This is a genomic window from Butyrivibrio proteoclasticus B316, assembly GCF_000145035.1.
GTDB lineage: Bacteria > Bacillota > Clostridia > Lachnospirales > Lachnospiraceae > Butyrivibrio > Butyrivibrio proteoclasticus.
The window spans coordinates 1,682,634-1,707,870 of sequence record NC_014387.1 but is presented as its reverse complement, the minus strand read 5'-3'; the positions used below and the strand labels follow the sequence as shown (position 1 = coordinate 1,707,870).

General features: G+C 40.3%; 22 protein-coding genes. 1 reads left to right on the top strand and 21 read right to left on the bottom strand.

Annotated elements, in window-relative coordinates; translation table 11 throughout:
* From fliM to BPR_RS20365, 5 genes are all read right to left on the bottom strand, one after another.
* A complete protein-coding gene (gene fliM / locus BPR_RS06985; RefSeq protein WP_013280765.1) occupies positions 1-984 on the bottom strand; it encodes a flagellar motor switch protein FliM in 984 nt (327 codons plus the stop codon).
* 66 nt (positions 985-1,050) lie between these two features.
* Positions 1,051-1,590 (bottom strand): flagellar basal body-associated FliL family protein, encoded by a 540-nt coding sequence (locus BPR_RS06980; RefSeq protein ID WP_013280764.1) that lies wholly within the window; start codon positions 1,588-1,590, stop codon positions 1,051-1,053.
* 22 nt (positions 1,591-1,612) lie between these two features.
* Positions 1,613-2,446, bottom strand: a complete 834-nt coding sequence (locus tag BPR_RS06975; RefSeq protein ID WP_013280763.1) for an OmpA/MotB family protein — start codon at positions 2,444-2,446, stop codon at positions 1,613-1,615.
* Complete coding sequence (locus BPR_RS06970) at positions 2,446-3,249, bottom strand: motility protein A (protein ID WP_013280762.1); 804 nt, start codon at positions 3,247-3,249, stop codon at positions 2,446-2,448. Before BPR_RS06970 ends, BPR_RS06975 begins: the two co-directional genes overlap by 1 nt.
* Positions 3,250-3,319: 70 nt before the next feature.
* Positions 3,320-3,496 (bottom strand): flagellar FlbD family protein, encoded by a 177-nt coding sequence (locus tag BPR_RS20365; protein WP_013280761.1) that lies wholly within the window; start codon positions 3,494-3,496, stop codon positions 3,320-3,322.
* A gap of 528 nt (positions 3,497-4,024) precedes the next feature.
* Between BPR_RS20365 and BPR_RS06965 the strand changes: the two genes are divergently transcribed.
* On the top strand, positions 4,025-4,879 hold the full coding sequence (locus BPR_RS06965) for an alpha/beta hydrolase (protein WP_013280760.1): 855 nt from the start codon (positions 4,025-4,027) through the stop codon (positions 4,877-4,879).
* Between the two features lie 133 nt (positions 4,880-5,012).
* Here BPR_RS06965 and BPR_RS21285 read toward each other — a convergent pair whose 3' ends face one another.
* The 16 genes from BPR_RS21285 to BPR_RS06885 all read right to left on the bottom strand — a co-directional run bounded on the left by BPR_RS21285 (position 5,013) and on the right by BPR_RS06885 (position 25,216).
* Positions 5,013-8,162 carry a flagellar hook-basal body complex protein gene (locus tag BPR_RS21285; RefSeq protein ID WP_013280759.1) on the bottom strand — a complete coding sequence of 1,050 codons (3,150 nt, stop codon included), beginning with the start codon at positions 8,160-8,162 and terminating at the stop codon, positions 5,013-5,015.
* A 207-nt stretch (positions 8,163-8,369) separates the two neighbouring features.
* A complete protein-coding gene (locus BPR_RS06955; protein ID WP_026662520.1) occupies positions 8,370-8,795 on the bottom strand; it encodes a TIGR02530 family flagellar biosynthesis protein in 426 nt (141 codons plus the stop codon).
* A gap of 48 nt (positions 8,796-8,843) precedes the next feature.
* Positions 8,844-9,557, bottom strand: coding sequence for a flagellar hook assembly protein FlgD (locus tag BPR_RS19750; protein ID WP_013280757.1), 714 nt, complete (start codon positions 9,555-9,557; stop codon positions 8,844-8,846).
* A 74-nt stretch (positions 9,558-9,631) separates the two neighbouring features.
* Positions 9,632-11,176, bottom strand: coding sequence for a flagellar hook-length control protein FliK (locus tag BPR_RS06945; protein ID WP_042256726.1), 1,545 nt, complete (start codon positions 11,174-11,176; stop codon positions 9,632-9,634).
* A gap of 118 nt (positions 11,177-11,294) precedes the next feature.
* Positions 11,295-12,221: a MotE family protein gene (locus BPR_RS06940; RefSeq protein ID WP_013280755.1), complete on the bottom strand. Its 927-nt coding sequence runs from the start codon at positions 12,219-12,221 to the stop codon at positions 11,295-11,297.
* A 23-nt stretch (positions 12,222-12,244) separates the two neighbouring features.
* The gene (locus BPR_RS06935; RefSeq protein ID WP_013280754.1) at positions 12,245-12,697 is read right to left on the bottom strand and encodes a flagellar export protein FliJ; all 453 of its coding nucleotides are present in this window, start codon (positions 12,695-12,697) and stop codon (positions 12,245-12,247) included.
* A gap of 8 nt (positions 12,698-12,705) precedes the next feature.
* On the bottom strand, positions 12,706-14,064 hold the full coding sequence (gene fliI / locus BPR_RS06930) for a flagellar protein export ATPase FliI (RefSeq protein WP_013280753.1): 1,359 nt from the start codon (positions 14,062-14,064) through the stop codon (positions 12,706-12,708).
* Positions 14,065-14,084: 20 nt separating this feature from the next.
* The gene (locus BPR_RS06925) at positions 14,085-14,960 is read right to left on the bottom strand and encodes a FliH/SctL family protein (protein ID WP_013280752.1); all 876 of its coding nucleotides are present in this window, start codon (positions 14,958-14,960) and stop codon (positions 14,085-14,087) included.
* A complete protein-coding gene (gene fliG, locus BPR_RS06920) occupies positions 14,953-16,011 on the bottom strand; it encodes a flagellar motor switch protein FliG (RefSeq protein WP_013280751.1) in 1,059 nt (352 codons plus the stop codon). The genes BPR_RS06925 and fliG overlap by 8 nt, the downstream gene beginning before the upstream one ends.
* A 31-nt stretch (positions 16,012-16,042) precedes the next feature.
* On the bottom strand, positions 16,043-17,662 hold the full coding sequence (locus BPR_RS06915; protein ID WP_013280750.1) for a flagellar M-ring protein FliF C-terminal domain-containing protein: 1,620 nt from the start codon (positions 17,660-17,662) through the stop codon (positions 16,043-16,045).
* Between the two features lie 65 nt (positions 17,663-17,727).
* Positions 17,728-18,066, bottom strand: a complete 339-nt coding sequence (gene fliE, locus BPR_RS06910) for a flagellar hook-basal body complex protein FliE (protein ID WP_013280749.1) — start codon at positions 18,064-18,066, stop codon at positions 17,728-17,730.
* Between the two features lie 48 nt (positions 18,067-18,114).
* The gene (gene flgC, locus BPR_RS06905) at positions 18,115-18,564 is read right to left on the bottom strand and encodes a flagellar basal body rod protein FlgC (RefSeq protein WP_013280748.1); all 450 of its coding nucleotides are present in this window, start codon (positions 18,562-18,564) and stop codon (positions 18,115-18,117) included.
* Positions 18,565-18,605: 41 nt separating this feature from the next.
* Entirely contained in the window at positions 18,606-19,001 is a 396-nt protein-coding gene (gene flgB, locus BPR_RS06900) for a flagellar basal body rod protein FlgB (RefSeq protein WP_013280747.1), read from the bottom strand.
* A gap of 269 nt (positions 19,002-19,270) precedes the next feature.
* Positions 19,271-20,050, bottom strand: a complete 780-nt coding sequence (gene codY, locus BPR_RS06895) for a GTP-sensing pleiotropic transcriptional regulator CodY (RefSeq protein WP_013280746.1) — start codon at positions 20,048-20,050, stop codon at positions 19,271-19,273.
* Positions 20,051-20,215: 165 nt separating this feature from the next.
* The gene (gene topA / locus BPR_RS06890) at positions 20,216-22,324 is read right to left on the bottom strand and encodes a type I DNA topoisomerase (protein ID WP_013280745.1); all 2,109 of its coding nucleotides are present in this window, start codon (positions 22,322-22,324) and stop codon (positions 20,216-20,218) included.
* Positions 22,325-22,465: 141 nt separating this feature from the next.
* The gene (locus BPR_RS06885) at positions 22,466-25,216 is read right to left on the bottom strand and encodes an FAD-dependent oxidoreductase (RefSeq protein WP_042257725.1); all 2,751 of its coding nucleotides are present in this window, start codon (positions 25,214-25,216) and stop codon (positions 22,466-22,468) included.
* Positions 25,217-25,237 lie beyond the last annotated feature (21 nt).

Sequence of the window (25,237 nt, the reverse complement as noted above, 5' to 3'; positions counted from 1 at the left end):
CTACTCGTCCTCCTCTCTTACAACCGAAGTTATTCTTACGGCATATTTATCTTTGGCAGTACCAGGCAGTGCAGTAAACTTGAAAATATTTCCTACATATACCTGCATATCTGTATTTACTCTGTTATCAAGCCTTATAATGTCCCCTGCCTGCAAATGAACAAAATCGCTTACTGAGACATTGCACTTACCAAGAATGGCTTTGACGGGAACATCAACTCTTTTAACCATGCTCTCAAGTGTGTCCTCATAATCCTCATCTGCATTTTTCTGCATAGTCGAGAACCAGAACTTGGTATTGAGCTTATCCATGACAGACTCAAGTGTGAAGTAAGGAAGACAGACATTCATAAGACCTTCCGTATCACCAATCTTGATATTAAGAGTTACAATAGCGATCATATCTGTCGGAGAAATAACCTGAGCAAACTGCGGGTTTGTCTCAATTCTTTCCATAACAGGATTGATAGCTACAACGTTCTGCCAAGGTTCAACCATCAGCTGCATACAGATGGTGACAAGCTTTTCTATAAGTGGCATCTCAATGTCAGTAAAGGGTCTGGGCTTATCAAGAGTTCCCCCTTCACCTCCAAGCATTCTGTCAATAAAGGAAAAACCAATATTGGCCTGTAATTCCAGAATTATAGTTCCCTGAAGTGGCAGGAAATTAATAACTCCAAGAATAACAGGGTTAGACAACGCATTACTAAACTCCGAATAAGTAACTGTCTCCGAGTTAGCAACCGAAACCTGTACATTCTTACGCAGGTACAAGGGAAGCGTTGTCGACAAAAGTCTTCCATAATGTTCGTAGATCATCTCAAGAGTTCGTAGATGCTCTTTGGAGAACTTGGCAGGACGTTTGAAGTCATAATCTTTGACTTTCTTTTCGTCAGCCGCCTGCATTTGATCTACATCCAGCTCACCTGTACTGAGTGCTGCCAGCAGACTATCTATTTCGTTTTGTGACAGGACTTCACTCAATCTTTTTTCTCCTCTCTCCCGATACTAATTAGCGTATAGAGAATATGAAAATCCCAGCGATCAAATTTACTGATACAGAACGCTTGAGAATGTTACATCATAAATAAAGTTCGAGTTGTAGAGTTCCTGAACCTCTTCAAGAATCTTTTCTTTGGCAGGACCATCATCTGCCTGTAGTTCTTCGATGGTATATGAAGAAAGTGTATTGGTGACTTTACCTTTGATAAGTTCTCTCATGCCCGCAAGAGACTCAGAAGTTCCAAGTGTCGCATAGTCTGCACTTGCAGTGTTCATAGAAAATACAACTTCAACCAGCATGTAGTGGGCCTTACCATCAGATCCTGGCTTTAAGTTGATCGTAAGCTGATCATCTCCGGTAAAACCAAAGGTAGCAATATTGGAAACTCCAACGTTTCCTGAAGCTGATCCAGAGAATCCACCTGTATTACCGCCATTAGCTTCAAGCTCAAGAGCTGCCGCTATATCAGAGATAAGTTTGGCTGTCTGTGAATTGGTAGTCATAACACTTAGCATCATAAAGGCTGTCATGCCAATATTCACAACAAGAAGTGCCAGAATAATGATTGATAACAAATTCTTTTTCATTTTATTTTGTCCCCTTCACAATTTAATATGATGAACTAAGTGGATTATAGATCTTAATCTCTACTCGTCTGTTTCTGGATCTGCCTTCATCTGTGGAGTTATCTGCTATGGGATCGTACTCACCTCTTCCGGTATGGATAAGGTTTGCAGGATCAAGCGTTGTATTCTCTACCAGATAATTAAATACTGCCAGCGCTCTCCCCGAGCTGAGCTCATCGTTATTAGCGTATTTTCCTCCGGACGACATAGGAACATTATCTGTATGTCCCTCTATATCAACAGTTCCTCCGGCATAGGATTCAAGAATCTGTCCAACCTTATCAATTACAGGAATCGCATCAGATTTTATTTCAACTTTACCTGAATCAAACAATATTGAACCCTGAATAGTAAGCTGTACAAACTGGCTCGTATAATTCAGAGAAACCACGTCCTCTATATCTCCTTCTTCAAGCTCTGCCTGTATTTTCTCAGCAAGCTTTTGTGAAGCTTCAAGCTGTTCTTCTTCCGCCGCCTCCATCAGCTCTTTTTGATCCATCTCTCCAACTGCATCTCTTTCTTCATCTGCATCATCACCTGCCTGAGCAAGTCCCATTGAAGTGATGTAGGAAGATAATTCAGTAAGCTGCGATACACCATCGCCTATCAGAGCTCCTTTTCCTATAGCCATCTCGCCACCTGAAAAGATGCTGAAAGCTGAACTGAAGGATGCTGCAACCTCTTCAAATTTGGCTGCATCCATACTGGCCATTGAGAAAAGCAAAACGAAGAAACAAAGAAGCAGATTCATCAGGTCGCCGAATGTACCCTGCCAGGCCGGCAATCCAGGTTTTATTTCTTCCGGTTTCTTTGCCATTATTCTCCGCCTCCATCGCCAGTGCCATTTTCAGCCTCATATGCTGCTCTATCAGCAGGTGACAGGAATGATTTAAGCTTCTCTTCTGTAACTCGAGGGTTTTCTCCAGCCTGAATGGACAATAATCCCTCTATGACAATACTCTTTGCCATATATTCTGCATTGTCTCTGGCTTTGAGTTTATTTTCTGCGGGATAACAGAACCAGTTGGCAAGAACTGATCCATAGAAAGTAGTAATGAGGGCAACCGCCATGGACGGTCCGATAGACGAAGGATCTGACATGTTCTGAAGCATCAGAACCAGACCAAGAAGGGTACCGATCATACCCCAGGAAGGTCCCATTCCGGCCAGGTCACCGAAGAAGGAATAATTTGATTTATGTCGTTCTGACATGGCATCGATCTCAGCCTCTAAAATACTCTTAACAAGTTCAGGCTCAGTACCATCAACTATAAGGCCAACACCTTTTTTCATAAAAGCATCTTCAAGATTTCCTGCAGCTTCTTCAAGAGCAAGAAGTCCTTCCTTACGAGCAGTATTGGACAAATCGATGATCTGTTTGATAGTGCCCTTTGTATCGTCAGCAGGCATCTTGTAGATCAGCGTGTATGACTTAAGTCCGTTTATAAAGCTCGGCATACTTCTCGAAGCCAAAACCGCCATAAGCGCACCACCAAAAGTGATCATGGCAGAGGGCGCATCCAAAAAGTATTGAACACCGGCAATGCCAGCCGAGAACACGATACTGAGGATCATGAAGACGAAACATAGTCCTACACCAAGTAATGACGCAATATCCACAACATTTACCCCTTTCGTTAGATTAGTACAATCTTACGTAAATAAGAAAACCGCATACACATTCAAAACTTCAGTTATCCTGAAGCATTTCGTAAATCTCTTCAAGACTCTCCTTAACCAGGATTTTCTTGCCCCCATCCAAAAAGATAACTGTATCAGGATTCGCTTCTACCGTCTGGATATTCTGAACATTTATAAGAATTTTTCTGGTATCCAGCTTGGTCAGCATCAATACACTTTTTTGCATTTTAAATTTCACCTCTCCCCAAATTTTCAATATTTAGTGAAATTTTATTTCTACATGCATTAATTTTACCACTTTTCGTACATAAAAGCTCTAGAGTTTGTTCACATTTTAGTCATAAATGGTGCATAATTTCATTTTTGTTAATTTGTTATGAAATTATGTTGCAATAATATTGCTATCGCAATTGTTTTTGTGATATTTAGCGACCACAAACACTATATATTGTGGTATTTAATTTCATTTTACCACTTTTAAATGCACTGTACACTACTTTTTTACAAATCATTTTTGTGGGGATATCGATATTATCTATTTTATTTCGATAACATTACTTGATTATATAGATTTTATGCGGCTGTTATAAGCGTTATACCGTTTATTTATGGCAATAGTTCGTATTGACGTTATTTTGATTATAGCAAAGCAATAGCTACCAATTTTATCGCAATAAGTTAGAGGATATCCATATGAAGAAAACATATAATTAACCATATAAACCAAAAAACAAAACATCAGGAGTTTAAGCTTATGAATTACGTTTATGAAATGCCAAAGGAAATGCTAACAGAATGCACTAATAAAGGAACTGTCGAGCTCTTCGAGTACACATCTGAGACCTACGACGACAGTCATAGAAAGCTTAATAAAAGAGCCTATGTATATCTTCCATACGGATACGATAAATCTCAGAGCTATAATATCCTCTACCTTCTGCACGGAGGTGGATTCATGCAGGAGTGGTGGCTTAAAATGTTCCCGGATACAGTTACCATCCTCGACAACATGATGGCTAAAGGCATCTGCAAACCATGCATCATTGTGACACCTACCTTCTATCACGATGAGGAAAGCAAAAATACTCATGATGAAGGAATATGTGAGAACTTTAGATATGAGCTTAGAAATGACCTTATACCAGCAGTAGAGAGTCACTATAGCAGCTATGCAAAAGGCGATGTAACTGAGGAAAATCTCATTAAGACCAGAAATCACAGAGCCTTTGCCGGTCTGTCTCTCGGATCTATGACAACTTACAGAGCTGCATTTTACAATAACTTTGATCTATTCTCCTACTATGGCCCATTTTCCGGCTGCTGCGGGCCTTTCGGTGATCATGACCTTGAAGTTGAGAGAATCTGTAAGACACTTGCCGAAGGACACGATAAAGGCCTTGTGCTTGACTATATGTTCTGTGCTAATGGTGATAAAGACATAGCCTTTGAAGAGCATAAAGAGATCATGGAAAGAGCTCTTGCACAGTCTCCATATCTTAAAAAAGATGTAAACTATGACTTTTTCATAATTCCTGGCGGTGTTCACGATATGAAAGCCTGGCAGCTACATCTATATCATGCACTTCAGGTATTTTTTACAAAACATTGAAGCAAATGACTCACCTAATAACGATAACTAAATGAATAATCCAAAGTGTTAGTAAATGCATTAATACAGCCCTGTATCCGACCGAAGATACAGGGCTGAAGCTTTGCCTATGATCATTTAATTTACTATCTTATTATCTCTTAAGGTTTGTAAGTTCCTCAAGAAGTGTATCTGATACTGTGATGATACGGCTGTTTGCCTGGAATCCACGCTGAGTTGTGATCATCTCAGTAAACTGTGATGAAAGGTCTACGTTGGACATTTCAAGTACTCCTGTATTCATATAGCCGCCATCAGTTGTGATATCCTGTACTGTAGCTTCACCTGAGTTAAGAGTTGATGCATAGAGGTTGTCACCCTCTTTAGAAAGACCTGATGCGTTAGCAAACTCTGCAGATGCAATCTGTCCAAGGAGTTTGGTCTGGCCATTTGAATATGTAGCATAGATCTGTCCATCTGTTGAAATTGAAACGCCATTCATCTCACCAACTGCTCGTCCTGTGTTAAGACTCTTCTTATCACCCTTAACTGCCTTGATTGTTGATGATCCGTTAGTGTTGTAGTTAGTTACTGTAGAGAAATCAATTGTAATATTTCCTGCTCTATCCTGCTCATCAGCGTTAGTAGCAGATGCCTGGAAACCGAATGGCTCAAGTCCATAGCCCTCAGTTTGATCAAAGTGAAGGTCAACAGTCATTGCTGCATCTGTGTTTCCGTCAACAGCTCCAATAACACCATTTTCTGGTTTGAACTCAAGTGTAATAGAATGCTTACCAACATTGAGTGTCATTGCTCCGTAGTTTGATGATCCAGGTGTATTATCGATTGAGTATGTTCCATCAATACCGAAGGCATCAGCTGCCTCATCAGATATTCCATATACTTTCTTCAAAAGACCTGCATATTCGCCCTTGGCTGTCTCTAAAAGATCGCTGATATTTCCTGTTGCAGGTACATCTTCATAAGCTGCAGATGTGGAATATCTGATTGTTCCATCTTCATTAGTATCAATAGTATACTTTTCAAGCTTACTATGTGGTGTTCCGCTTGTTTCTTTGTGCAAGAATGTAACGTAACCTTCTTTTGATATCGACATTGTGAAGGTTCCAGTTCCCATATTGTTTATAAAGTCTTGAATATCAGCAGATTTTCCAGCAAATACTGCTTTAAGAAAATCTGCGTTGATATTTGTAGCTGTAACATCATCTCTTGTAAGCGCATTATCAAGTACGTAATAAGATGTTCCATAGGTACTTCTGTTCTGATATACATAAGATGGTGTTGTCTTTGTGTAGTCACTTACATAAGCTTTATCATACTCAACAGCTCTTGCAACATACGTTGTTGATGATAAAGCTGCATCTGGGAATCCCTTCTCTACTTCTTCTGTTGAAGGATATTTAACAACTATAGCAGGAGTTCCAGTTAACGTTCCAAACTTAAATGAAAGACCAGAAACGTCTGCTGCAGTAGTAGTTGTACCTAATGTTGCATATATATCGTCCATTTTATCAACAACTGCCTGTGCTGTTGCTATCTCTTCAGCAGAATATGTAGGGGTTGTATCCTGAGCAATAGCTAAAACATCTGCATAAGTCGTATATCCATCTGTTCCTTTTACTAGTTTCCCATCTAAAACAGTAGCATCTGCTGATACAACTCCTGTAAGCTGAGCTTCATCAGTATAATTATCAGCCGGCTGAGTTACTTTCTGAGTAATTGTAAGTTCTCCACTTGCAGAATATGTATAAGAAAGCTTGCTTATATCATTTCCTGCTGTAGAAGCCCAGTTTTCAATAACAGTATGAAGAGTATCTGCTGCACTGGAAGATGTTCCAAAATACTGTGAAATATCTGCTGAAGAACCGGCTGTATATATATCAGCAATTGGTCTACCTGAAGTTGTTGTAGGATTTAGTTCTATATTCTTGTATATTGAAAGCTTACCACTTCCGTAAGTGTAAGAATATAATGCCTTTCCGCTGGCATCAGTTGCTGTATAATCTGTTGTGATATTAAATACATCCTTAAGAAAATCTGTTGTAAGATCTGATGCATCTTTCTTGCCGCCTTGAGATGAAGGAACTTTATATGCCTTCTGAGAAGCAGCATTTGTGAAGTACTCATCAGTATTCTTTGTTCCAAAATCTACCTGTTGGAAAGTATTTGCATCATAAGGAAGTGATGAAAGATCTGGCTTCGCAAATGTTACTGTAATATCGCCATTAGTAGCTATATCGTATTCAGCTTCCTTGAAGAGAGTCTCACCATAGAGCTCTTTGATCTTGTCATCAGACAGATCATAAGCATCCTGAAGGAGGTTTGCTGTCTTAGCATTAGTTGTTGCTGAACTCATAAGGTCAACAAGATTACCATGCTTAGCAACGTTATCATATTTGATATCGCCGCCATCCTTGTTGATTGTAATCTTAGTTGAGTCTACAGACTGTACTGGTGTGTATCCCTGCTGAACTTTTGTTGTCTGTGATCTTGCCTTAGTATTGGTCTGATCTCCAAGAGTAATAAGGCTAAGTCTGTCTATTCCTTCTGGATTGTCATTGATAGACTTTCCGTTAGAATCGATAATATCTGTAAGTGTAAGAGCAAATAAGTGCTCAGTTTCTGTATCCTTAAGTGTAAATTTTCCTGTATAGAGATAACCCTTGTTGTCATAGAACTCAAGAGTAATAGTCTTACCATCATCAGAAGTTAGGTTTGAATCGAAATCATCAATATTTCCGCTGAATAATGATGATGTTGTTGATGCTGGTGAATATGTGCTGTTCTCAGGGCTCATGATCTGAAGTCCTGTAAGCTCACCCTTACTGATTGTAATTTCTCCAGTATCTCTGTCTTCTACTGCCTTCCAGCCCTGTACAAGATAACCATTAGACTGCATCGCAAGGTTTCCGGCACCGTCTACGTAGAAAGAGCCATCTCTTGTATAGAGGTTCTCATTACCGTTATTAACGATAAAGAAAGACTCACCAGTTATCATGATATCAAATGGGTTATTTGTTGTCTGAGTAGCTCCCTGAGAAGTAATCGCTGTATTGATAGCACCTGACTTGGCACCAAGACCGATCTGGCGTGCATTTACACCACCCTTGGTCTCTGTGGCACCTGATGCTGTCTGAGTTGTCTGATACATAAGGTCTGAGAATGTAATAGACTGTGATTTAAAAGATGTGGTGTTAACGTTGGCAATGTTGTTACCAATAACATCCATCTTGGTCTGGTGGGTCTTAAGACCAGCAACACCAGAATATAATGATCTCATCATAAGGCAAAGTCCTCCAAAAATGATCAAGTGACAGTATACGGGAACTTTTTTGATAGTAATCCCGGTTACAGTTTTCACTTAAATTTTGGACGGATGCGTGAAAATGCGGATGATTCCTTCTATCGGTCGGGAATCTAAGATCTCCTGATGCCGGTAATAACAGTTATATTCGATAACCGTTAACCCTTGGTCGGCACTTCGGTCCAATCATGCAATCACTGCACCGTCGATATTTGTAAATACGTTATTTTTAGTTTCGGTCTGATCCATTGCAGTTACAACTGTGTTGTTAGGAACATTAACGATAAATGCCAGCTGATCAATTAAAATGAGAGAATCTTTTATACCTTTTTCAGACGCCTCTTTTGCACCCTGATTTAATCTGAGCATCTGATCATTTGTCAGCTCTATGCTTCTATCATGTAGCCTGTTTGCAGCATGTTTGGAAAATTTAATATTTCCTCTTGCTACATTACTATTATCGGCTTGTTCCTGAATTTTATTTAGTACCTGAGCAAAAGAACCTTCACCTGTTGGCAGAGGTTTCTTATTACCAGTAGCAGGTACTTTCGGGTTTAAGTACTGATCCTGGACCTGACCTATTGAAGAAAATCTAAGTTCATCAATTGTCATGTTCTTGTCTCCGGATAAAAACAAAATTAACAGTTACTTATTAAAGACTTATTCAGTCTTTGATTCTTCTTTCTTGGTAGAAGAAGTATCATCAATCTTAAAGGTTCTGTGCTCATCGCCGCGGATATCATCGATTCTGTGAACATACTGCTGAAGGGATGTAACATAATTGGGATCCATCATATTTCTGGCCTTCTTATCCATCTTGTTCATGTAGAAGTCATACATTGTATCGATTGTAAGACCATGATCCTGCTCATTTACAAAATCAACGTTACTTGGAAGGTTATCGATGGCTTCCTGGAAGTCCTTAACAACTGCCTTGGCATCTGTATAATCAGTATCAAATACTTCTGTAACATCCTCGACATTGTAGTTGGTGCCTTCAATGTTGAGATATGCCTTATTTGCATTGTAGGTAACAAAATCAACAACGCCAACAACCTCAGTTGTCTTGCCGTTGTCAGGATTATACTGAGTAACTCTTACAGTCTTGCCAACCATCTCTGATGCTCTTGAAAGAGCCATTGAATTAGCCATATTACTGAGCTGCTCGACCTGAGTAAAGGTTGCGTACTGATTGATATACTCTGTATTTGATGTAGGCTCCATAGGATCCTGATACTTCATCTGAGCAACAAGTATCTTAAGGAATGAATCTTTATCATAACCGGCAGTAGCATTTTTTGTAGCATCTTCTTTAACAGTATTAGCTACTTCACCATTTTTTATAACAGCACTAACCTGATTTATATCTGCCATAACATTTACCTTTCTATGCTGCTATGAAGTTTCCTCCATAGCAGCAATCATAAATCAAATTAAAAGAAATTATCTCAGGCACTATAATCAACTGAGTTACCGTTTGCTGCCATCATCTGTGCTGCAATCCTGTCAGCATCAGAAAGGTTTTCTTCCTCCGCCACATCATCAATCTCAGATAGATTGATCCTTCGAAGCGATCTGCTTTTTTTAGCCTGCCTCTCGTTGTAAGCGTCATTTCCGCCATCTCCCTGCTGGAGATTTTGTTCAAATGCATGGCTTGCAATCGTAACTTCAATCGATGTAACCTTAATGCCCTGCTCATTAAACTTTTGCTGAAGCGTCATCATCTGGCTTTCAACAGCTTCTTTAACAATTTCATTCTGAGCTGTAAACTTGGCTACAATTCCTTCCTTACTGCTGGTCAGGAGTATGTTTACATTGCCAAGGCTTGCAGGATGCAGCTGCATTTCAATGCTATGCTCATCAGCAGCCTGTGTAACAGTAATCCTGTCTGCAATCTGCCTGATGATATTCTCAACCTGTGCCTTGTCTGTATAGGCAGCAGGCCCTGTAGGTACAACATCAATATTATCTGTTTGATTATTGATAAGCTGGTTAAAGAGATTTGGACTTTGATCATTACCTGATAAGCTGCCTTCGCTGTTTCCTAAGTTATTCTTACTTGTCTGCGAGCTTGTTTCTACAGGTTTAAAAATCTCTTCTGTTTCTGTCTCAGAAGTAATCTCTTCAATTTTAATTTCAGGAGCGGAATCCTTAGACTGTGGTGCAGTCAGTTCTTTGTTCAGATCCTGAGCAGCCTCATTAACAATTATTTCCGGAACTTTTTCTTTAGCATTTTGAATATGCGTTCCCAAATCTTCCTTGTTATCAGCTACTATCTGGTCAAACTCTTCCTCGGATAAGTCAAACTCATTCATAAGTTCGCTCTTCATACCCTCTGCACCCTCATAGAGGTCCTGCATAAATGTATTTAGATCTGAATCCGTTATCAGATCAAGCGCCTTATCCTGTCCACCAAGTTCATTAACCAGTTGCATTGTATTCTGAGGAGTTAAAAGATCTGCAAATGTTAGTCCAAGCAGTTGCATTGCATTTAGTATTTCTTCCTCTGAAATATCAAGTGCCTTTGCTATATCAGAAATGATTTCCTTACCACCTTCTTCTATAGCCTTCTGCAGCTTATTATTTGCTTCCGTGCTATCTGTCTCTTGTATATTCGTAGAATTTATCTCTTTCCCTAATGGTTCTTTTATGTTTTCATCAGAAACCTTTGAGTCATTGTCAGTATTTGTATTATTAGTCTTAGCATCATTAAGCTTTGAGGTATTATCATTAGCTTTTGTCTGGTCATTTCTTTGATTGATATTTTCCGTAAGGCCTGCCTTCTTAGGATCAACTCCCTTGGAAAGCGTTTTTTTCACGTCTACTGTTCTGGCATTTATCATGGTGTCAGAAACCTTACTTAATATTCCATCAAAGCCGGACTGGACTTTATTCGAGCTTTTTGTTGTAAATTCTACTTTTGAAACAGATGTCGCTGCAGTACTTGTTTTAACAGGCATCAAAGTGCCTATTCCATTAGTAGTACTGCTCATCAAGTACCTCCTTTTTTAGTTATTCAAGGTGCATAGATTCTCAACTTGTATATCGGCAGAGCACAAAAAAACTTCACCCGACCGGGTGAAGTTTTTAAATATTTATAATTATTTAATATTATTTCTTTTCTCCTGTGACCTGTGTAGATTCTTTTTCCAAAGCAGATGGCTCAAGGAGCTGAGTAAGCTTGGCAGCGTTAGGCTTTTCCATTTGAGCAAGCACATCTCCTCTGTTCTCTATTGTCATCTGCGCAAGAATCCTTGCAACAAGCTGTATCTGGTTCTCATTGATCATTTCATCAAATATCTGCGCAGCCTGTTTGGCTTTCATTCCCGAATAGGTTGTAGCAAAGGCTTTTATAGCTTCATCATCAAGCTTTCCCTGAACAACTTCCTGATAGAGTCTTTCGGCTGTTTCGGGATCGATCATGGCATAGTAGGAAGCATAGGCAGCAGCATCCGGCGCATAGTCACCATAAACAACACTTGCATAAAAGCTGGCTCTTTCCTCATAGAACTCTTTTTGTTGTCTTTCAAAGGGCTCAAGTCTTGCTACCTCAGCCTCAAGTTTTTCTATAGAAGATGCATAGCTGCTGTTCTTGGTCATTTCCTCCTGAAGCGCCTGCTCAAGTCTCTTAATATAAGCGTTTGCTTCTTCCATGCTATTTAGTGATGAATTAGAGCTTTCAGCAGAGCTTATATCTGTTGGCTGCTCTGATTGTTTGGTGGCATTATCCGGAAGGATAAGGTTTAGTCCCGGGATATCTCCTATAATTGGAGCCAGGATATCTGAACCAAAGCCACCTACATCAAGCTTTATTAAAAGAGCCATGATAGCAAGCCATATGAGAATGATCAAAAATGTAATGACAATAGTAGCAAAACCGCCGGCATTATCGCCGTTAATTTCCGCAGTCCTATCGGCAAATTCCTGAGCCTTTTCCTTGGCTTCTTTTCTTTGAGCCTTTAACTGTTTCTGATATTCTTTTTTATCCGCTTTAAGTTTGGCTTTGGCGGCTTTTGGATCTTCAATCTGATCGGCCATTTATTCCCCTCACACTTGATTTGTTATTCGCGCTGTCTCTGTGTATAAGTAAAACTCGTGCGCTGGTCGTTCTCTTTAGCTTCTTCCTGCTTCTCTTCCTCTACCCATTCAGCATAGGCGCGCTCTCTTAGTGTTTCCTGCATCTTGCGCTCCTGAATGGCTCTTGTAAGTCTTATTCTGACCTTCTCAACAATTTCCTGATGCTGGGCAACAACTTTGGACTGGGAAGCGATCATAACATCCATCTGAGCTGTTGCATACTGATTGTCAAGAATATCCTGAAGTTTTAGAACTTCTGCATTTCTAAGTTCTTCTGCCTCTGCAAGATAAGCCTCTTTTCTTCTGACATATTCATCAAATATATCAATCTGCTTATTAAGTTCAGCCTGAGCAGCAGCAAATTCCATCTTGATCTGCCCCTCAGTTTTTTGTTTGATATTAAGGACGCTCTGCATCCTGTATACAAATCTTGCCATAAATACTCTTAATCATTAAACATATCAATCAGCATATCCCGAATTTCTTCAAAACTGAACTTCTCATCTGTTTCCTGTGTCAGAAAAGCATTTACCTGTTCGATCTTGGAAACAGCATAATCTATATTCTTATTTGCTCCGCTTCTGTATGCTCCGATATTTATAAGATCCTCGGCGTCATTATAAGTTGCAAGAACATTTTTAAGTTTTCCTGCAGCTTTTTTATGCTCCGGATCTGCTATTGCCGACATACATCTTGAAATACTGGCAAGTACATCTATAGCCGGATAATGGTTTTTTTGCGCAAGCTTACGATTTAATACTATATGTCCGTCAAGAATACCACGGGCAGTATCCGTGATAGGTTCGTTCATGTCATCGCCATCTACAAGAACGGTATATAAGCCTGTAATGGAACCTTTTCTTGATCTTCCGGCACGTTCCAAGAGCTTGGGCATCTCAGCATAAACGCTTGGAGGATATCCTCTGGATACAGGAGGCTCACCACTTGCAAGCCCAATTTCTCTTTGAGCCATGGAAAATCTGGTAAGAGAATCCATCATAAGCAGAACGTCTTTGCCCTTATCTCTAAAATACTCTGCTATAGAAGTTGCCGTTTTGGCAGCCTTAAGGCGCTCAAGAGCAGGCTTGTCCGATGTGGCACAGACAACTATTGATCTCTTCATGCCTTCTTCTCCAAGGTCACGCTCTATAAATTCTCTAACCTCTCTGCCTCGCTCTCCTATAAGTGCAATAACATTTATATCCGCCTGTGTATTTCTGGCAAACATTCCAAGAAGTGTACTCTTACCAACACCAGACCCAGCAAAAATACCGATACGTTGTCCTTTACCAACTGTCAGAAGTCCATCTACTGCCTTTACCCCAAGGGACAAAACCTCTGAAATAGGGTCCCTGGTCATAGGATCCGGTGGCTGATTCTCAACAGAATAGGCAACGCCATCTTCTAGCATAACGCCTTTTCCGTAGCTTGTTCCATCAATTCTTCCAAGCCCGTCAAGTGTCTGGCCAAGAAGTCCTTCGCCTACATTAACTCTTAGCGGAGAATCTGTGTTTTCTACTATACTTCCATTTCCTATTCCGCTTGTATTTTCGTAGGGCATGAGCTGAACATGGTTGTCTTTAAAGCCGACAACTTCAGCCATAGCAGGTCTGCCCTTGGAATCTGACATGGTTTCGTTATCTTTTTTCTTGGGGTAAATAAGGCATATATCACCAAGCTTAGCATCAGGTCCTGCAGACTCGATGGTAAGCCCAATAACATTCACCACTTTACCACTCATACGATAAAATGGAGCATTCTGCATCTTTTTGTACTTGGAAAGATCCACCTGAGATGTCAGCATATTGGCTCCTGTAAATATTATTAGCGCTTTGCTCTGTCAAAAGATAAAAGCTTAAGCTTTCTGGATAATTCTGAAAGCTCAACGCCAAGACTACAATCAAATACACCGCTGTCAGACTCAATCATACATTCATTTTCTTTTAAAAGAGGGTCCTCTATGATCTCCATCGTTGTGTTTGGAGATGTAATGCACGCTTCTAAAGATTCTCTTTCTTCTATGACATCGTCATAGTCATCAGAAGAAACATGTACGATAAGGTCTTTCCCCGGCTCAATTCTTGATAAGGTTGATTTCAGAAGATGAAGGATTATTTCTTTATCGTCCCTAAGCTCCACACCAAAAACATGCTCATAAATCTGGGTGAGAACATCAACCATTTCAGGTTCAAGTCCATCAACTATCTGCTGATACTGAGCTTCAAGGTCGCCTCTTTGCTGTTCAATATCAGCCTTAAGAGCTTCCGCAGCCTGAACGCCTTCCTGATACCCGGCTTCATAGCCCTGTCTGTGGCCTTCTTCCTGAGCCTGGGAAATTATCTGATTGGCCTGTTCCTGCGCATTTTGAATGATCATATCAGCCTGTTCCTGTGCCTGTTGGATCTTTAGATCCATCTCAGCCTGCATCGCTTCCATATCAAATTGAGGATCAGGATATGGTTCCATCATGCCTTGATCCTCAGTAAGCTGAGATAATTGCTCCATATCTATGCCGGGAACAAAGTCTCCATCATTGCCCTCAGGAGCATAGCCCTCTTCTTCAGACATCATTGCACGCTGACGTTTAAGCTCCCGCTCCTGAAAAGCTTCAATTTTCTGGTTTGCAAGTTCGTTACTATCAATAACAAACTTCTCGGTGTCATCGTAGTTAACAAAACCGCCTTTAAATAAATTAGACAACTAGCTCATCACCTCCACCTCTGGAGATAACAATTTCGCCTGCATCCTCAAGCTTACGGATAACATTAACTATCTTCTGCTGAGCTTCTTCAACATCCTTCATACGTACAGGACCCATAAAGTCCATATCTTCCTTGATCATAGCAGCAAGACGTTTGGACAGGTTATTAAAGATAGCTGTCTGAACATTCTCTGTAGCGCCCTTAAGAGCAAGTCCAAGGTCACTGTTTTCAACATCACGCAGCACTCTCTGAATAGATCTGTCGTCCAGAAGAAGAACGTCCTCGAATACAAACATCTTCTTTCTGATCTCGTCGGCAAGCTCCGGCTCTTCGATTTCGAGAGTCTCCATGATATGTTTCTCTGTAGCACGGTCTACTGTATTCAAAATCTCTACTACCGCGTCTACACCACCAACGATTGTATAATCCTGGTTTACAAGAGATGATAGCTTTGATTCCAACACTTTCTCTACCTCTTTTATGGTATCAGGACTGGTCCTGTCCATTGCAGCAATACGTTTTGCAACATCAGCCTGCCTGTCCGGTGGAATAGCTGAAAGGATAAGTGAGCTCTGGGCAGGTGACATATAAGACAATATAAGAGCTATTGTCTGAGGATGCTCATCCTGTATGAAGGTAAGGATCTGAGAAGGCTCTGTCTTACGAATGAACTCAAATGGCTTAACCTGAAGTGAAGCAGTAAGCTTACTGATAACATCAAGAGCTTTATCTTCACCAAGAGCTTTTTCAAGAAGTTCCTTGGCATAGTTGATACCGCCTTCTGCGATATACTGCTGTGCAAGGCAAACTCCATAGAACTCTTCCAAAACTGCCTCTTTTATCTGTGAAGTAACACTTCTGGTATTGGCAATTTCAAGAGTTAATTCCTCAATCTCTTCTTCCTTAAGATGTTTAAATATGGCGGATGATTTCTCCGGTCCAAGTGCAATTAACAGGATCGCCGCTTTTTGAGTGCCACTAAAGCCGGCAGTTAAGGAGGCAAGGTCACCGCCGCCACCGCCACCATTAGCATTTATATCAGCATCCATAGTCTATACTCCCCACAAAATTTATTTTTGCTCACAATCCATAGTCCTCGTTTAGCCAGTTACGAAGAAGTGTAGCTGCAGCTTCAGGATTTTCATCAACGAATTTCTCGATGAGCCTCTTAGTCTCTGAGCCTGTATCCATCTCAATATCCTCAAGAGTTTCCTCAGGTGTAGACTCAAGAAGCTGTTCAACAGAAAGTTCTTCCGGTTCCGGTTCTTCCTCTGTCTTCTTGGATGTCCACATGCTCCTGATCACGATAAATGCAAGAAGTCCTAGGATAATGAGGATAGTTGCAATCTGCAGAATATCTGTAACTGTAATATTTGCACCGGTCTTGTCAATAAATACATACTGGGTATATGCAGCCATAGCTACATTGCCTGCAGCAATTCCTGTTGCTTTAGCTACAACATTTATCATTTCATCGGGAACTTGCATAGTAGCAGGCTCTGTATTGGCAATTTTATAATCCTTCCAGTCAAGATCGCCATTAGCTGCTTTATCATAGTCTTCTTCCTTCATTACAACATAGTTTATTGCTGTAACGGAAATCGAAGATTCATCATATTTTATCGCGCCCGGGATATTGGTCCTGGTTGTAATATCTTCGTTAGGTAAGTAGGATCTGTCCTCCTCTGTAATCGTTGATGATGAATTGGTATTATCCTGAGTAACATATGTAGTCTCATCATCTTCATTGGTATCAGTACCCGGAATGCCACTAACACCATTTACATTCTCTGCATTATAAATTGATTCATGAGACAAAACACCCTGTGTCTGATCTTCAGCAGGCGTATAGTTATGTGTTGTTCTCTCTTCCTTGGAAAAATCAAGAACAAGGTTACTGGCTACCTGAATATCATCATATAATTTGGTTCCAAGAAGTACCTTTTTGACTTCATTTTTAACTATTTGTTCTGCCTTTGTTTTGAGGTTTAATTGATTACTTGCTATTCCTGCATCTGTTGTTTCTTCACTTCCTGAAAACAACAGATTTCCGCTATAGTCCAGGATTACAATATCGTTGGTAGATTTTTTTCCAAGGGAAGCAGCAACAGCTTTAGCAACGAAATTGGCATTTTCTTCTCCAAAGCCATTTGGATCATTGATATTTAAGAGGATCCATGCCGAAGCTTCATCTTTATTTCCTATAAGGGTTCCGTCATCGTCAGGAATATGAAGAGTGACATTTGCTGAATCAATTGTGTCAAACTTGGCAAGCATGTCATGTTCCAATTTACTTTCAAGATATTTGACATACTTTTTTTGCTTGTCGTATTCAGTCGTAGAAAAGCTTCCTTCTGTGACATTATCAATTGTGTATGCATACGATTGAATGTCATTTGCACCAAGAATGAGGTTGGCGTTTGCCTGATCCTTTTTGAGGACCCGAAACTCCAAACCGTCATCAGACATTTTGTAGTTAATTGAATTGGAATCAAGAAGATCCTTAATTTCGGATGCTTCTTTGGTCGAAGTGGCCTGAGCCAATAGAACATACTGAGGCTGGTTAAGTACTGTAACCAGAATGATAATAGTGAGCAGCACAACAGTACCAGCGCCGACTATCAAAGTCTTCTGCTTGGCTGTGAACTGGTTCCACCAATCGAGAACTTTTTGCCACGCGGCTCTTAATCTTTCAGCCATTATTCTCCCTCCCCTCATGAAAAAATAAAAAACTAAAATTCCTTGTCCTCAAATCCCTATATCGCTCAAATCTGCATCTGAGTAATTTCTCTATATGCAGAAAGTGCTCTGTCTCTTACCGCTATAGTATATTGCAGAGCTGTCTGAGCTTTCTGAAGCGCGATGGACAGATCATGAGTATTATTGGTCTCCCCAAGAGCCCATTTAATCTCCTCATTCTCTGCATCCGACAGATAAGCATTGGTCGTATTGATGTTCTCCATAGCTCTTCCAAATATACTTGAAAAAGAGTTGTTGTCATCCTGCGGACCAAGAACATTGTAAACTCTGCTGTTGACCTTCTCGGCGTTTCTTATAACGTCAGAAGATACATTTCTAAGTTGAGAAATATCAAGAGATGCCATTTATCCCCTCCATAAATGTACAAACAAACTAACTCAAAGCACATCTAATTAGCCTTGGCCTAGTTCAAGACCTCTTGCTGCTATATTCTTACTTGCATCAAACGCGGTTGCATTTGCTTCATATGATCTGCTTGCATCAATCAGGTTCGTCATTTCAGTAACCGTGTTGACATTAGGATACGTAACATAACCATTGGCATCCGCATCGGGATGTGAAGGGTCATATACTATATTATACTGAGTCCATGTATCATCCTGTACCTGAGTAACCTTAACGCCTCGGCCTGAGTAATGATCAAGTCTCTCATTTAATATTCTGGAAAAAGGAGTCTGCGTACCCTTTTCAGCAAATCTTACTACCTTTCTGGTATAAGGAGTATCTCCATCCTTGGTTCTGGTTGTATTGGCGTTGGCTATATTTTCAGAAATGATATCCATTCTGAATCTCTGAGCCGTCATACCTGATGAATTGATGTTAAAAGAATCAAATATATTCATGCTCGTCTCCTTTCGCTTCTAACATGAATCACCTTCGCAGATTATGATGATTTGCATGCAGCCTGAAGGTTTGAGAATTCAGATTTAAGTCCTGCCATAAGTCCCTGATACTTGATCTGGTTGGCAGCAAGTGTAACATTCTCAGTGTCAATATCTACATTGTTCTTGTCTAGTCTGTAAGAGAAATTAGAGTAATCATTAATTACTCTTGGCCTAAGCTCGCGTTCCTTAAGTCCGGCTACCTTGGCATCCATGGTAACATATCTTGAATTACCCAAAGCTCTTTCAAGTTCATCCTCAAAATTAAGGTCCTGTCTCTTATACCCGGGAGTATCAACATTGGCGATATTGTTAGCTATAACTTCATTTCGAAGCCAGGAAGCATCTGCAGCTTTATCCAGTACGTTGATGTAATCAAAAGCGTTACTATTGATCATGGCTACCTCCAAAATATGCGGAATATAGACACAATAATGTTATTATATTAATAATAAAATTTTTTCTAACAAAATACAAGCATATTATACTTTATATTGTGTATATCATTCCGAAAAACTACAAGATGTATAAACAAAAAGAAGGGGTTTATCTATCTGATAAATCCCTTCATCAACATCCATCCATTCTATATGTACTTAAACAAATGTATGTTATTATCTGTTGTTAATATCGGTCAAAGAAACCAATTACTTAATTACTTTAAAAGTCAAAGCTCTGCCTTAAGTTTCTTGATCTCATTAAATACAACGTCGTTGGTAACCTTGATATAAGTTCCTTTCATACCGGAGGACCTAGACTCTATAACACCTGCACTTTCAAACTTGCGGAGAGCATTTACAATTACGCTTCGGGTAATTCCTACTCTGTCAGCAATCTTGCTGGCAACAAGAACGCCTTCCATTCCATCAAGTTCATCAAATATATGGATAATTGCCTGCATCTCTGAAAATGAAAGTGTACTGATAGCTGATTTAACAACTGCAAGCTTTCTGCTCTCTTCAGCACTCTCCTCATTCACAGCACGGAGCATCTCAAGCCCTACTACTGTTGTTCCATACTCACATAAGATAATATCATCAATATCATACGGAGCATCTGTCTTGTAGATAAAAAGTGTTCCAAGTCTTTCTCCGGCTATCTCAATCGGTGTAATAATAGCCTGGAATTTAGAGCTGTCGATTCCTTCAAAGCCAAGTGTCTCAAGATTGACATTCTCTTGGGTGGAAAGAATGGTCAGGAGCCTTTGGTTTAACATAGGATCAATAAAAGATCCGACATTATCTACCAAAAGGTCGCTTAATGAAGCAACGTTTGCGCTCTCGCCAATACCAAGTACCTTTCCTTTTTTACTAATTACAAACATGTTTGAAGCAAGAATGTCACACAACACTCTGCAAATATCATTAAAAACCACCTTGCCTGAATTGCTGTTGTGTAATAATTTACCTATCTTACGTGTCTTGTCCAGTAGCTGTACACTACTCATCGGAATTCTCCTTTTTTGATTATTTCCCCATTAGTAACATTATTAACGTAAATACGTTTAAAACATTACTACGCTATTTGTATCATAGCATAAAAAAATAGGCGCTTCAAACCTTAAAGCGCCTACAATTATTAAAATACACTTAAATTTTCAGAAAACTCATGTTTATTCTTTTTTCAATTCGTCTTTATTGCATGAAAATCCGCATTCCTGATCGCTGCAGGCAAGCTTATTGCTCTTGGCAACCATATACTTGCCACACTTAGGACATTTCTCTTTAACAGGTCTTGCCCATGACATAAAGTCACATTCAGGACTTCCAATGCAGCCATAATAGATTCTGCCTTTTCTGGTTCTCTTAAGGACTAGATCTTTACCGCATTTAGGACACTCAACACCAATCTTCTCAAAATAAGGCATTGTATTCTTACATTCAGGGAATCCGGGGCAAGCAAGGAACTTACCGTGAGGTCCATATTTGATGACCATATTTCTGCCACAGTTAGGACAGATTTCATCAGTAACTTCATCCTGTACCTGAATCTTCTCCATCTCTTTTTCTGCAGCTTCTACGGCTTCATTAAGATCAGGATAAAAATTCTCAACTACAGTCTTCCACTTAACATTGCCATCAGCTATGCCATCAAGAAGAGCTTCCATGTTAGATGTAAAGTTAACATCAACAATCTGTGGAAAAGCATCATTCATCATCTTGTTAACAGCCTGGCCAAGCTCAGTAATGAAGATTGCCTTATTCTCTTTGGTAATATAGTGTCTTGCAAGGATCGTAGAAATGGTAGGAGCATAAGTACTCGGTCTGCCAATTCCAAGAGCCTCAAGGTCATGTACTAGAGAAGCCTCTGTATAATGCGGTGCCGGCTGTGTAAAATGCTGTGCACTGTCAAAGCTGTCAAAAGAAAGCTTAGTATTAATATCAAGATTCTTCATGAGAACATTTTTCTCAATCTGATCATCTTCATCTGTATAAACATTAAGGAAACCATCAAAAACAGTCTTGGAAGCAGCTACAGTAAATCTATGCTCTCCGGCATCAATCTTGACTGATGTTGTCTCATACTTGGCAGGAGCCATACGGCTGGCCATGAATCTTCTCCAGATAAGCTGATACAATCTGAACTGATCTCTTGATAAAAATTCCTTAACCACTACAGGTGTGTTTTCTACATAGGTAGGTCTGATAGCTTCGTGAGCATCCTGAATCTTGGCGTCGCTCTTCTTGGCAGTAGTACCCTCAGATAAATATTTATCTCCAAAATTAGAAGAAATATAAGCATTAGCTGCAGCTACAGCCTCGTCAGAAACACGTGTCGAATCCGTACGAAGATATGTAATAAGACCGACAGTTCCCTGCTTGCCAAGCTCAATCCCTTCATACAACTGCTGCGCAACACGCATTGTCTTCTGCGTTGAGAAATTGAGAGCCTTGGAAGCTTCCTGCTGAAGCGTAGATGTAGTAAAAGGAAGAGGAGCTTTCTTGTTTCTCTCACCCTTTTTAACATCACTTACTACATACTTGGCACCTTTTAAAGATGCACATATCTTATCAAGCTCTTCCTTGGACTTAATTTCTTTTTTGTCATTGCCTGTGCCATAGTAATGAGCAACAAGAGGTTTTTTCTCACCTTCTGCAGCAAGATTAACATCAAGTGTCCAATACTCACTAGGAATGAAGGATTCAATCTCTTCCTCTCTGTCAGCGATGATCCTAAGAGCAACTGACTGAACTCTTCCGGCGCTAAGGCCTCTTTTTATCTTGGACCAGAGAAGTGGTGAAATAGAATAACCAACCATTCTGTCAAGAACACGTCTGGCCTGCTGAGCATCTACTAGATTCATATCAATATCTCTTGGATGCTTCATAGCCTCTTTAACAGCGTTCTTGGTAATTTCATTAAAGGTAACACGCTGAATCTTGGCATCTGCCTCATCAAGCTTAAGAGCCGCGATAAGATGCCATGAAATAGCCTCTCCCTCGCGGTCAGGGTCAGTTGCAAGGTACACGTGGTCAGCCTTCTTGACCTTCTTACGAAGATCGGCAAGAACATCTCCCTTGCCTCTGATAGTTATATATTTAGGTTCAAAATCATGTTCAACATCAACGCCCATCTGGCTCTTGGGAAGATCTCTTACATGACCATTGCTGGCTGCTACGTCATAGCCATTACCTAAAAACTTCTTGATAGCCTTGACCTTAGTAGGTGACTCAACTATAAGAAGTGAATTTTTCTTGGTAGTAGTTGTTTTTGAAGCCATTATGTATAAAAATACCCCTTCATAAAAATATTGTTTACAAACACTAATTCTTATTAATATACATTTTTAAAGATTAAGTCAAGTGCATGATCATGACACTTGACTTAATCTTCTAATTTTTTATCTCATTTATATAGATAATTATTCATCAAGCCATGCAGTTTCTTTAGATGTTTTCTTAACGAAAGGTCTGGAAACAGCCTGCTTTAATCCATTTGGAAGAATATATTTAAGCTTATCTTCCGCTTTTCTCATCGTAGATGCATCAGGGTTATCTCTCGTAAGCTTGATAGCATCAAATTCACAACGAGTTGTGCAAAGTCCGCAGCCCACACACTTATTAGGGTCAATAATTGAAGCTCCGCAGCCAAGGCAACGAGAAGATTCCTTTTTAACCTGTTCTTCAGTAAATACAAGCTTGGTATCACGGAATGTAAGCTTGCCATCAGCACTCTTGGTATTGCCGGCTACCTGACGTCCTACGTGATCATAATCATTGATCTGAATGTCGTCTTTATCAAGCTCGATAAAGAAATTAGGATCACGGCCTATTGTAAGTGAAGAATGAGGCTGTACAAATCTGTGAATAGATTCCGCGCCTTCTCTTCCGCAGGCAATAGCATCAATAGCAAATCTTGGGCCGTAGAACATATCTCCGCCAACGAAGATATCCGGAACTGTTGTCTGGAAAGTAACCTTATCAGCAACCGGAGCAGGTCCTCTGAATTCTACAGCTTCTCCTTCAAGAAGGTTGCCCCAAACAGTTGCTTGTCCAACAGAAAGAATTACATTTGAACATGCAATTTCCATAGTCTCATTCTCATCATACTGAGGATCAAAACGTCCTTCAGCATTCTTAACCTGAGTACATTTCTTAAATACGATTCCCTTAACCTTACCGTTTTCTGTGAGGATTTCCTTAGGTCCCCAGCCGCCCTTGAACTCAATTCCTTCAGATTCAGCAAGTTCAATTTCCTCAGGAAGAGCAGGCATGATATCTCTGGTTTCAAGAGAAACCTGAGTTATCTTAGGAGAACCACAACGTATTGCTGTACGGCTAACATCAATAGCAACATTACCGCCACCAATTACAACTGTATCTCCTGTAAGCTTATAGCTCTCATCATCAATTACATCGTGAAGAATATCTACACCCTTGATAACACCCTGAGCGTCCTCTCCAGGTACATTTACTCCGCGGCCACCCTGACATCCAATAGCAATATAGAATGCCTTATAGCCTTCTTCACGAAGCTGTTTCAGTGTAATATCCTTACCAACCTCTACACCAAGGCGAATATCTACGCCGAGCTCTCTAAGGACATCAACCTCGGCTTCAATTACATCTTTTTCCATTACGAATGAAGGAATACCGTATGTAACCATTCCGCCCGGTTTCTTGTTCTTATCAAAGAGTGTTGGCTTGTATCCCTTAAGAGCAAGATAATAAGCACATGAAATACCTGCAGGGCCCGCACCAATGATAGCTACCTTCTCATCAAAGCCGCCATCAATCTTAGGGATTACCTTCTTAGGAATATGTCTTGTCTCAGACTTAAGATCTCTCATAGCTACAAACTTCTTGATCTCATCTATAGCAAGAGCCTGATCGATAGTTCCTCTTGTACAAGCATCTTCACAACGACGGTTACATACATGTCCGCAGACTGCAGGAAGCGGATTGTACTTCTTGATAAGTGCAAGAGCTTCATCATATCTGCCCTGAGCAGCCATCTTGATGTATCCCTGTACAGGAAGATGTGCAGGACAAGCAGTCTTACAAGGAGCTGTACCTGTCTTGTGTGTGTTGATACGGTTAATGTCTCTATAATCCTCAGTCCACATCTCACGAGACCATTTCTGTTCTGTAGGAAGTGGCATCTTAGGATAAACTACTTCGCTTCCATCCTTCTTGCAAAGCTTCTGGCCAAGTGTAGCTGCACCAGCCGGGCAAACCTCTACGCAGCGTCCACAGGCAACGCACTTTTCTTTGCTGACATGAGCAACATAAGCTGAACGTGACATGTTAGGTGTGTTAAAGAGCTGAGAAGTACGAAGAGCATAACATACATTTACGTTACAGTTACAGATAGCAAATATCTTGTGCTGTCCGTCAATGTTTGTGATCTGGTGAACAAATCCGTTTTCTTCAGCCTGTTTAAAGATTTCAAGAGCCTCTTCTTTGGTGATATAACGGCCATCTTTCTGTGTCTCGACAACATAGTCTGCCATATCACCAACAGCAATACACCAACCCTCTGGATCATCAGCGCATCCCTGATCAAAAGTTTTTCTAGATCTTCTGCATGAGCATGGAGAAGCAGCATACTTTCCTTCATAATAATCAAGCCAGTAAGAAATCTTCTCAAGGTTAATAGCCTCACCCTGCATCTCAATAGCCTTCTCAACAGGGATAACATGCATACCTACACCGGCCCCGCCCATAGGAACCATGTGAGTAAGTCCCTCAAGAGGAATACGGCTCATTCTCTCAAAGAATGCTCCTGCCTCAGGATGAGCTTCAAGAACCTTATGATTCATGTTTCCAAATTCTGCTGATCCCGGTACATACATTGGAAGAACGTACTGTTTCTCATGTTTGTCATTCTCATAATTCCACTCGATAACGCCGTTAAAAGACATTTCATCAAGCTGCTTCTGTAATTCCTCTTTGGTATATTCAGGGCAAAGGGCAGCTATCTCTTCAAATGTCTTAGGCTTACGCTTTTCCATCTTAAGAGCAATTTCGCACTGCTCATCTGTTATCAGATTATAAAGGCCCCAGTACTCCGGGCTCTCTTTTGTAATCTTCTCAAGCCCCAACTTGATTTCTTTCCTGTCCGTAACTGTCTTGGAAAATTTAGCCAATGGCTCACGGAAAGGAGCATTCATATCAACTGAATCAGGAATGAT

What these genes read in the sequence shown, in the direction of transcription:
- BPR_RS06975 (WP_013280763.1), bottom strand. Translation starts at nt 2,446, where the DNA reads ATGGCAAAGAAACCGGAAGAAATAAAACCTGGATTGCCGGCCTGGCAG.
- flgC (WP_013280748.1), bottom strand. Translation starts at nt 18,564, where the DNA reads ATGAATATATTTGATTCTTTTAACATCAATTCATCAGGTATGACGGCT.
- BPR_RS21285 (WP_013280759.1), bottom strand. Translation starts at nt 8,162, where the DNA reads ATGATGAGATCATTATATTCTGGTGTTGCTGGTCTTAAGACCCACCAG.
- fliG (WP_013280751.1), bottom strand. Translation starts at nt 16,011, where the DNA reads ATGGATGCTGATATAAATGCTAATGGTGGCGGTGGCGGCGGTGACCTT.
- codY (WP_013280746.1), bottom strand. Translation starts at nt 20,050, where the DNA reads ATGAGTAGTGTACAGCTACTGGACAAGACACGTAAGATAGGTAAATTA.
- BPR_RS06955 (WP_026662520.1), bottom strand. Translation starts at nt 8,795, where the DNA reads ATGACAATTGATGAACTTAGATTTTCTTCAATAGGTCAGGTCCAGGAT.
- BPR_RS06940 (WP_013280755.1), bottom strand. Translation starts at nt 12,221, where the DNA reads ATGGCCGATCAGATTGAAGATCCAAAAGCCGCCAAAGCCAAACTTAAA.
- BPR_RS06980 (WP_013280764.1), bottom strand. Translation starts at nt 1,590, where the DNA reads ATGAAAAAGAATTTGTTATCAATCATTATTCTGGCACTTCTTGTTGTG.
- BPR_RS19750 (WP_013280757.1), bottom strand. Translation starts at nt 9,557, where the DNA reads ATGGCAGATATAAATCAGGTTAGTGCTGTTATAAAAAATGGTGAAGTA.
- BPR_RS06945 (WP_042256726.1), bottom strand. Translation starts at nt 11,176, where the DNA reads ATGAGCAGTACTACTAATGGAATAGGCACTTTGATGCCTGTTAAAACA.
- fliI (WP_013280753.1), bottom strand. Translation starts at nt 14,064, where the DNA reads ATGCTGACATCTCAGGTGGATCTTTCCAAGTACAAAAAGATGCAGAAT.
- fliE (WP_013280749.1), bottom strand. Translation starts at nt 18,066, where the DNA reads ATGGCATCTCTTGATATTTCTCAACTTAGAAATGTATCTTCTGACGTT.
- topA (WP_013280745.1), bottom strand. Translation starts at nt 22,324, where the DNA reads ATGGCTTCAAAAACAACTACTACCAAGAAAAATTCACTTCTTATAGTT.
- BPR_RS06885 (WP_042257725.1), bottom strand. Translation starts at nt 25,216, where the DNA reads ATGAATGCTCCTTTCCGTGAGCCATTGGCTAAATTTTCCAAGACAGTT.
- BPR_RS06935 (WP_013280754.1), bottom strand. Translation starts at nt 12,697, where the DNA reads ATGGCAAGATTTGTATACAGGATGCAGAGCGTCCTTAATATCAAACAA.
- BPR_RS20365 (WP_013280761.1), bottom strand. Translation starts at nt 3,496, where the DNA reads ATGCAAAAAAGTGTATTGATGCTGACCAAGCTGGATACCAGAAAAATT.
- BPR_RS06965 (WP_013280760.1), top strand. Translation starts at nt 4,025, where the DNA reads ATGAATTACGTTTATGAAATGCCAAAGGAAATGCTAACAGAATGCACT.
- flgB (WP_013280747.1), bottom strand. Translation starts at nt 19,001, where the DNA reads ATGATCAATAGTAACGCTTTTGATTACATCAACGTACTGGATAAAGCT.
- BPR_RS06915 (WP_013280750.1), bottom strand. Translation starts at nt 17,662, where the DNA reads ATGGCTGAAAGATTAAGAGCCGCGTGGCAAAAAGTTCTCGATTGGTGG.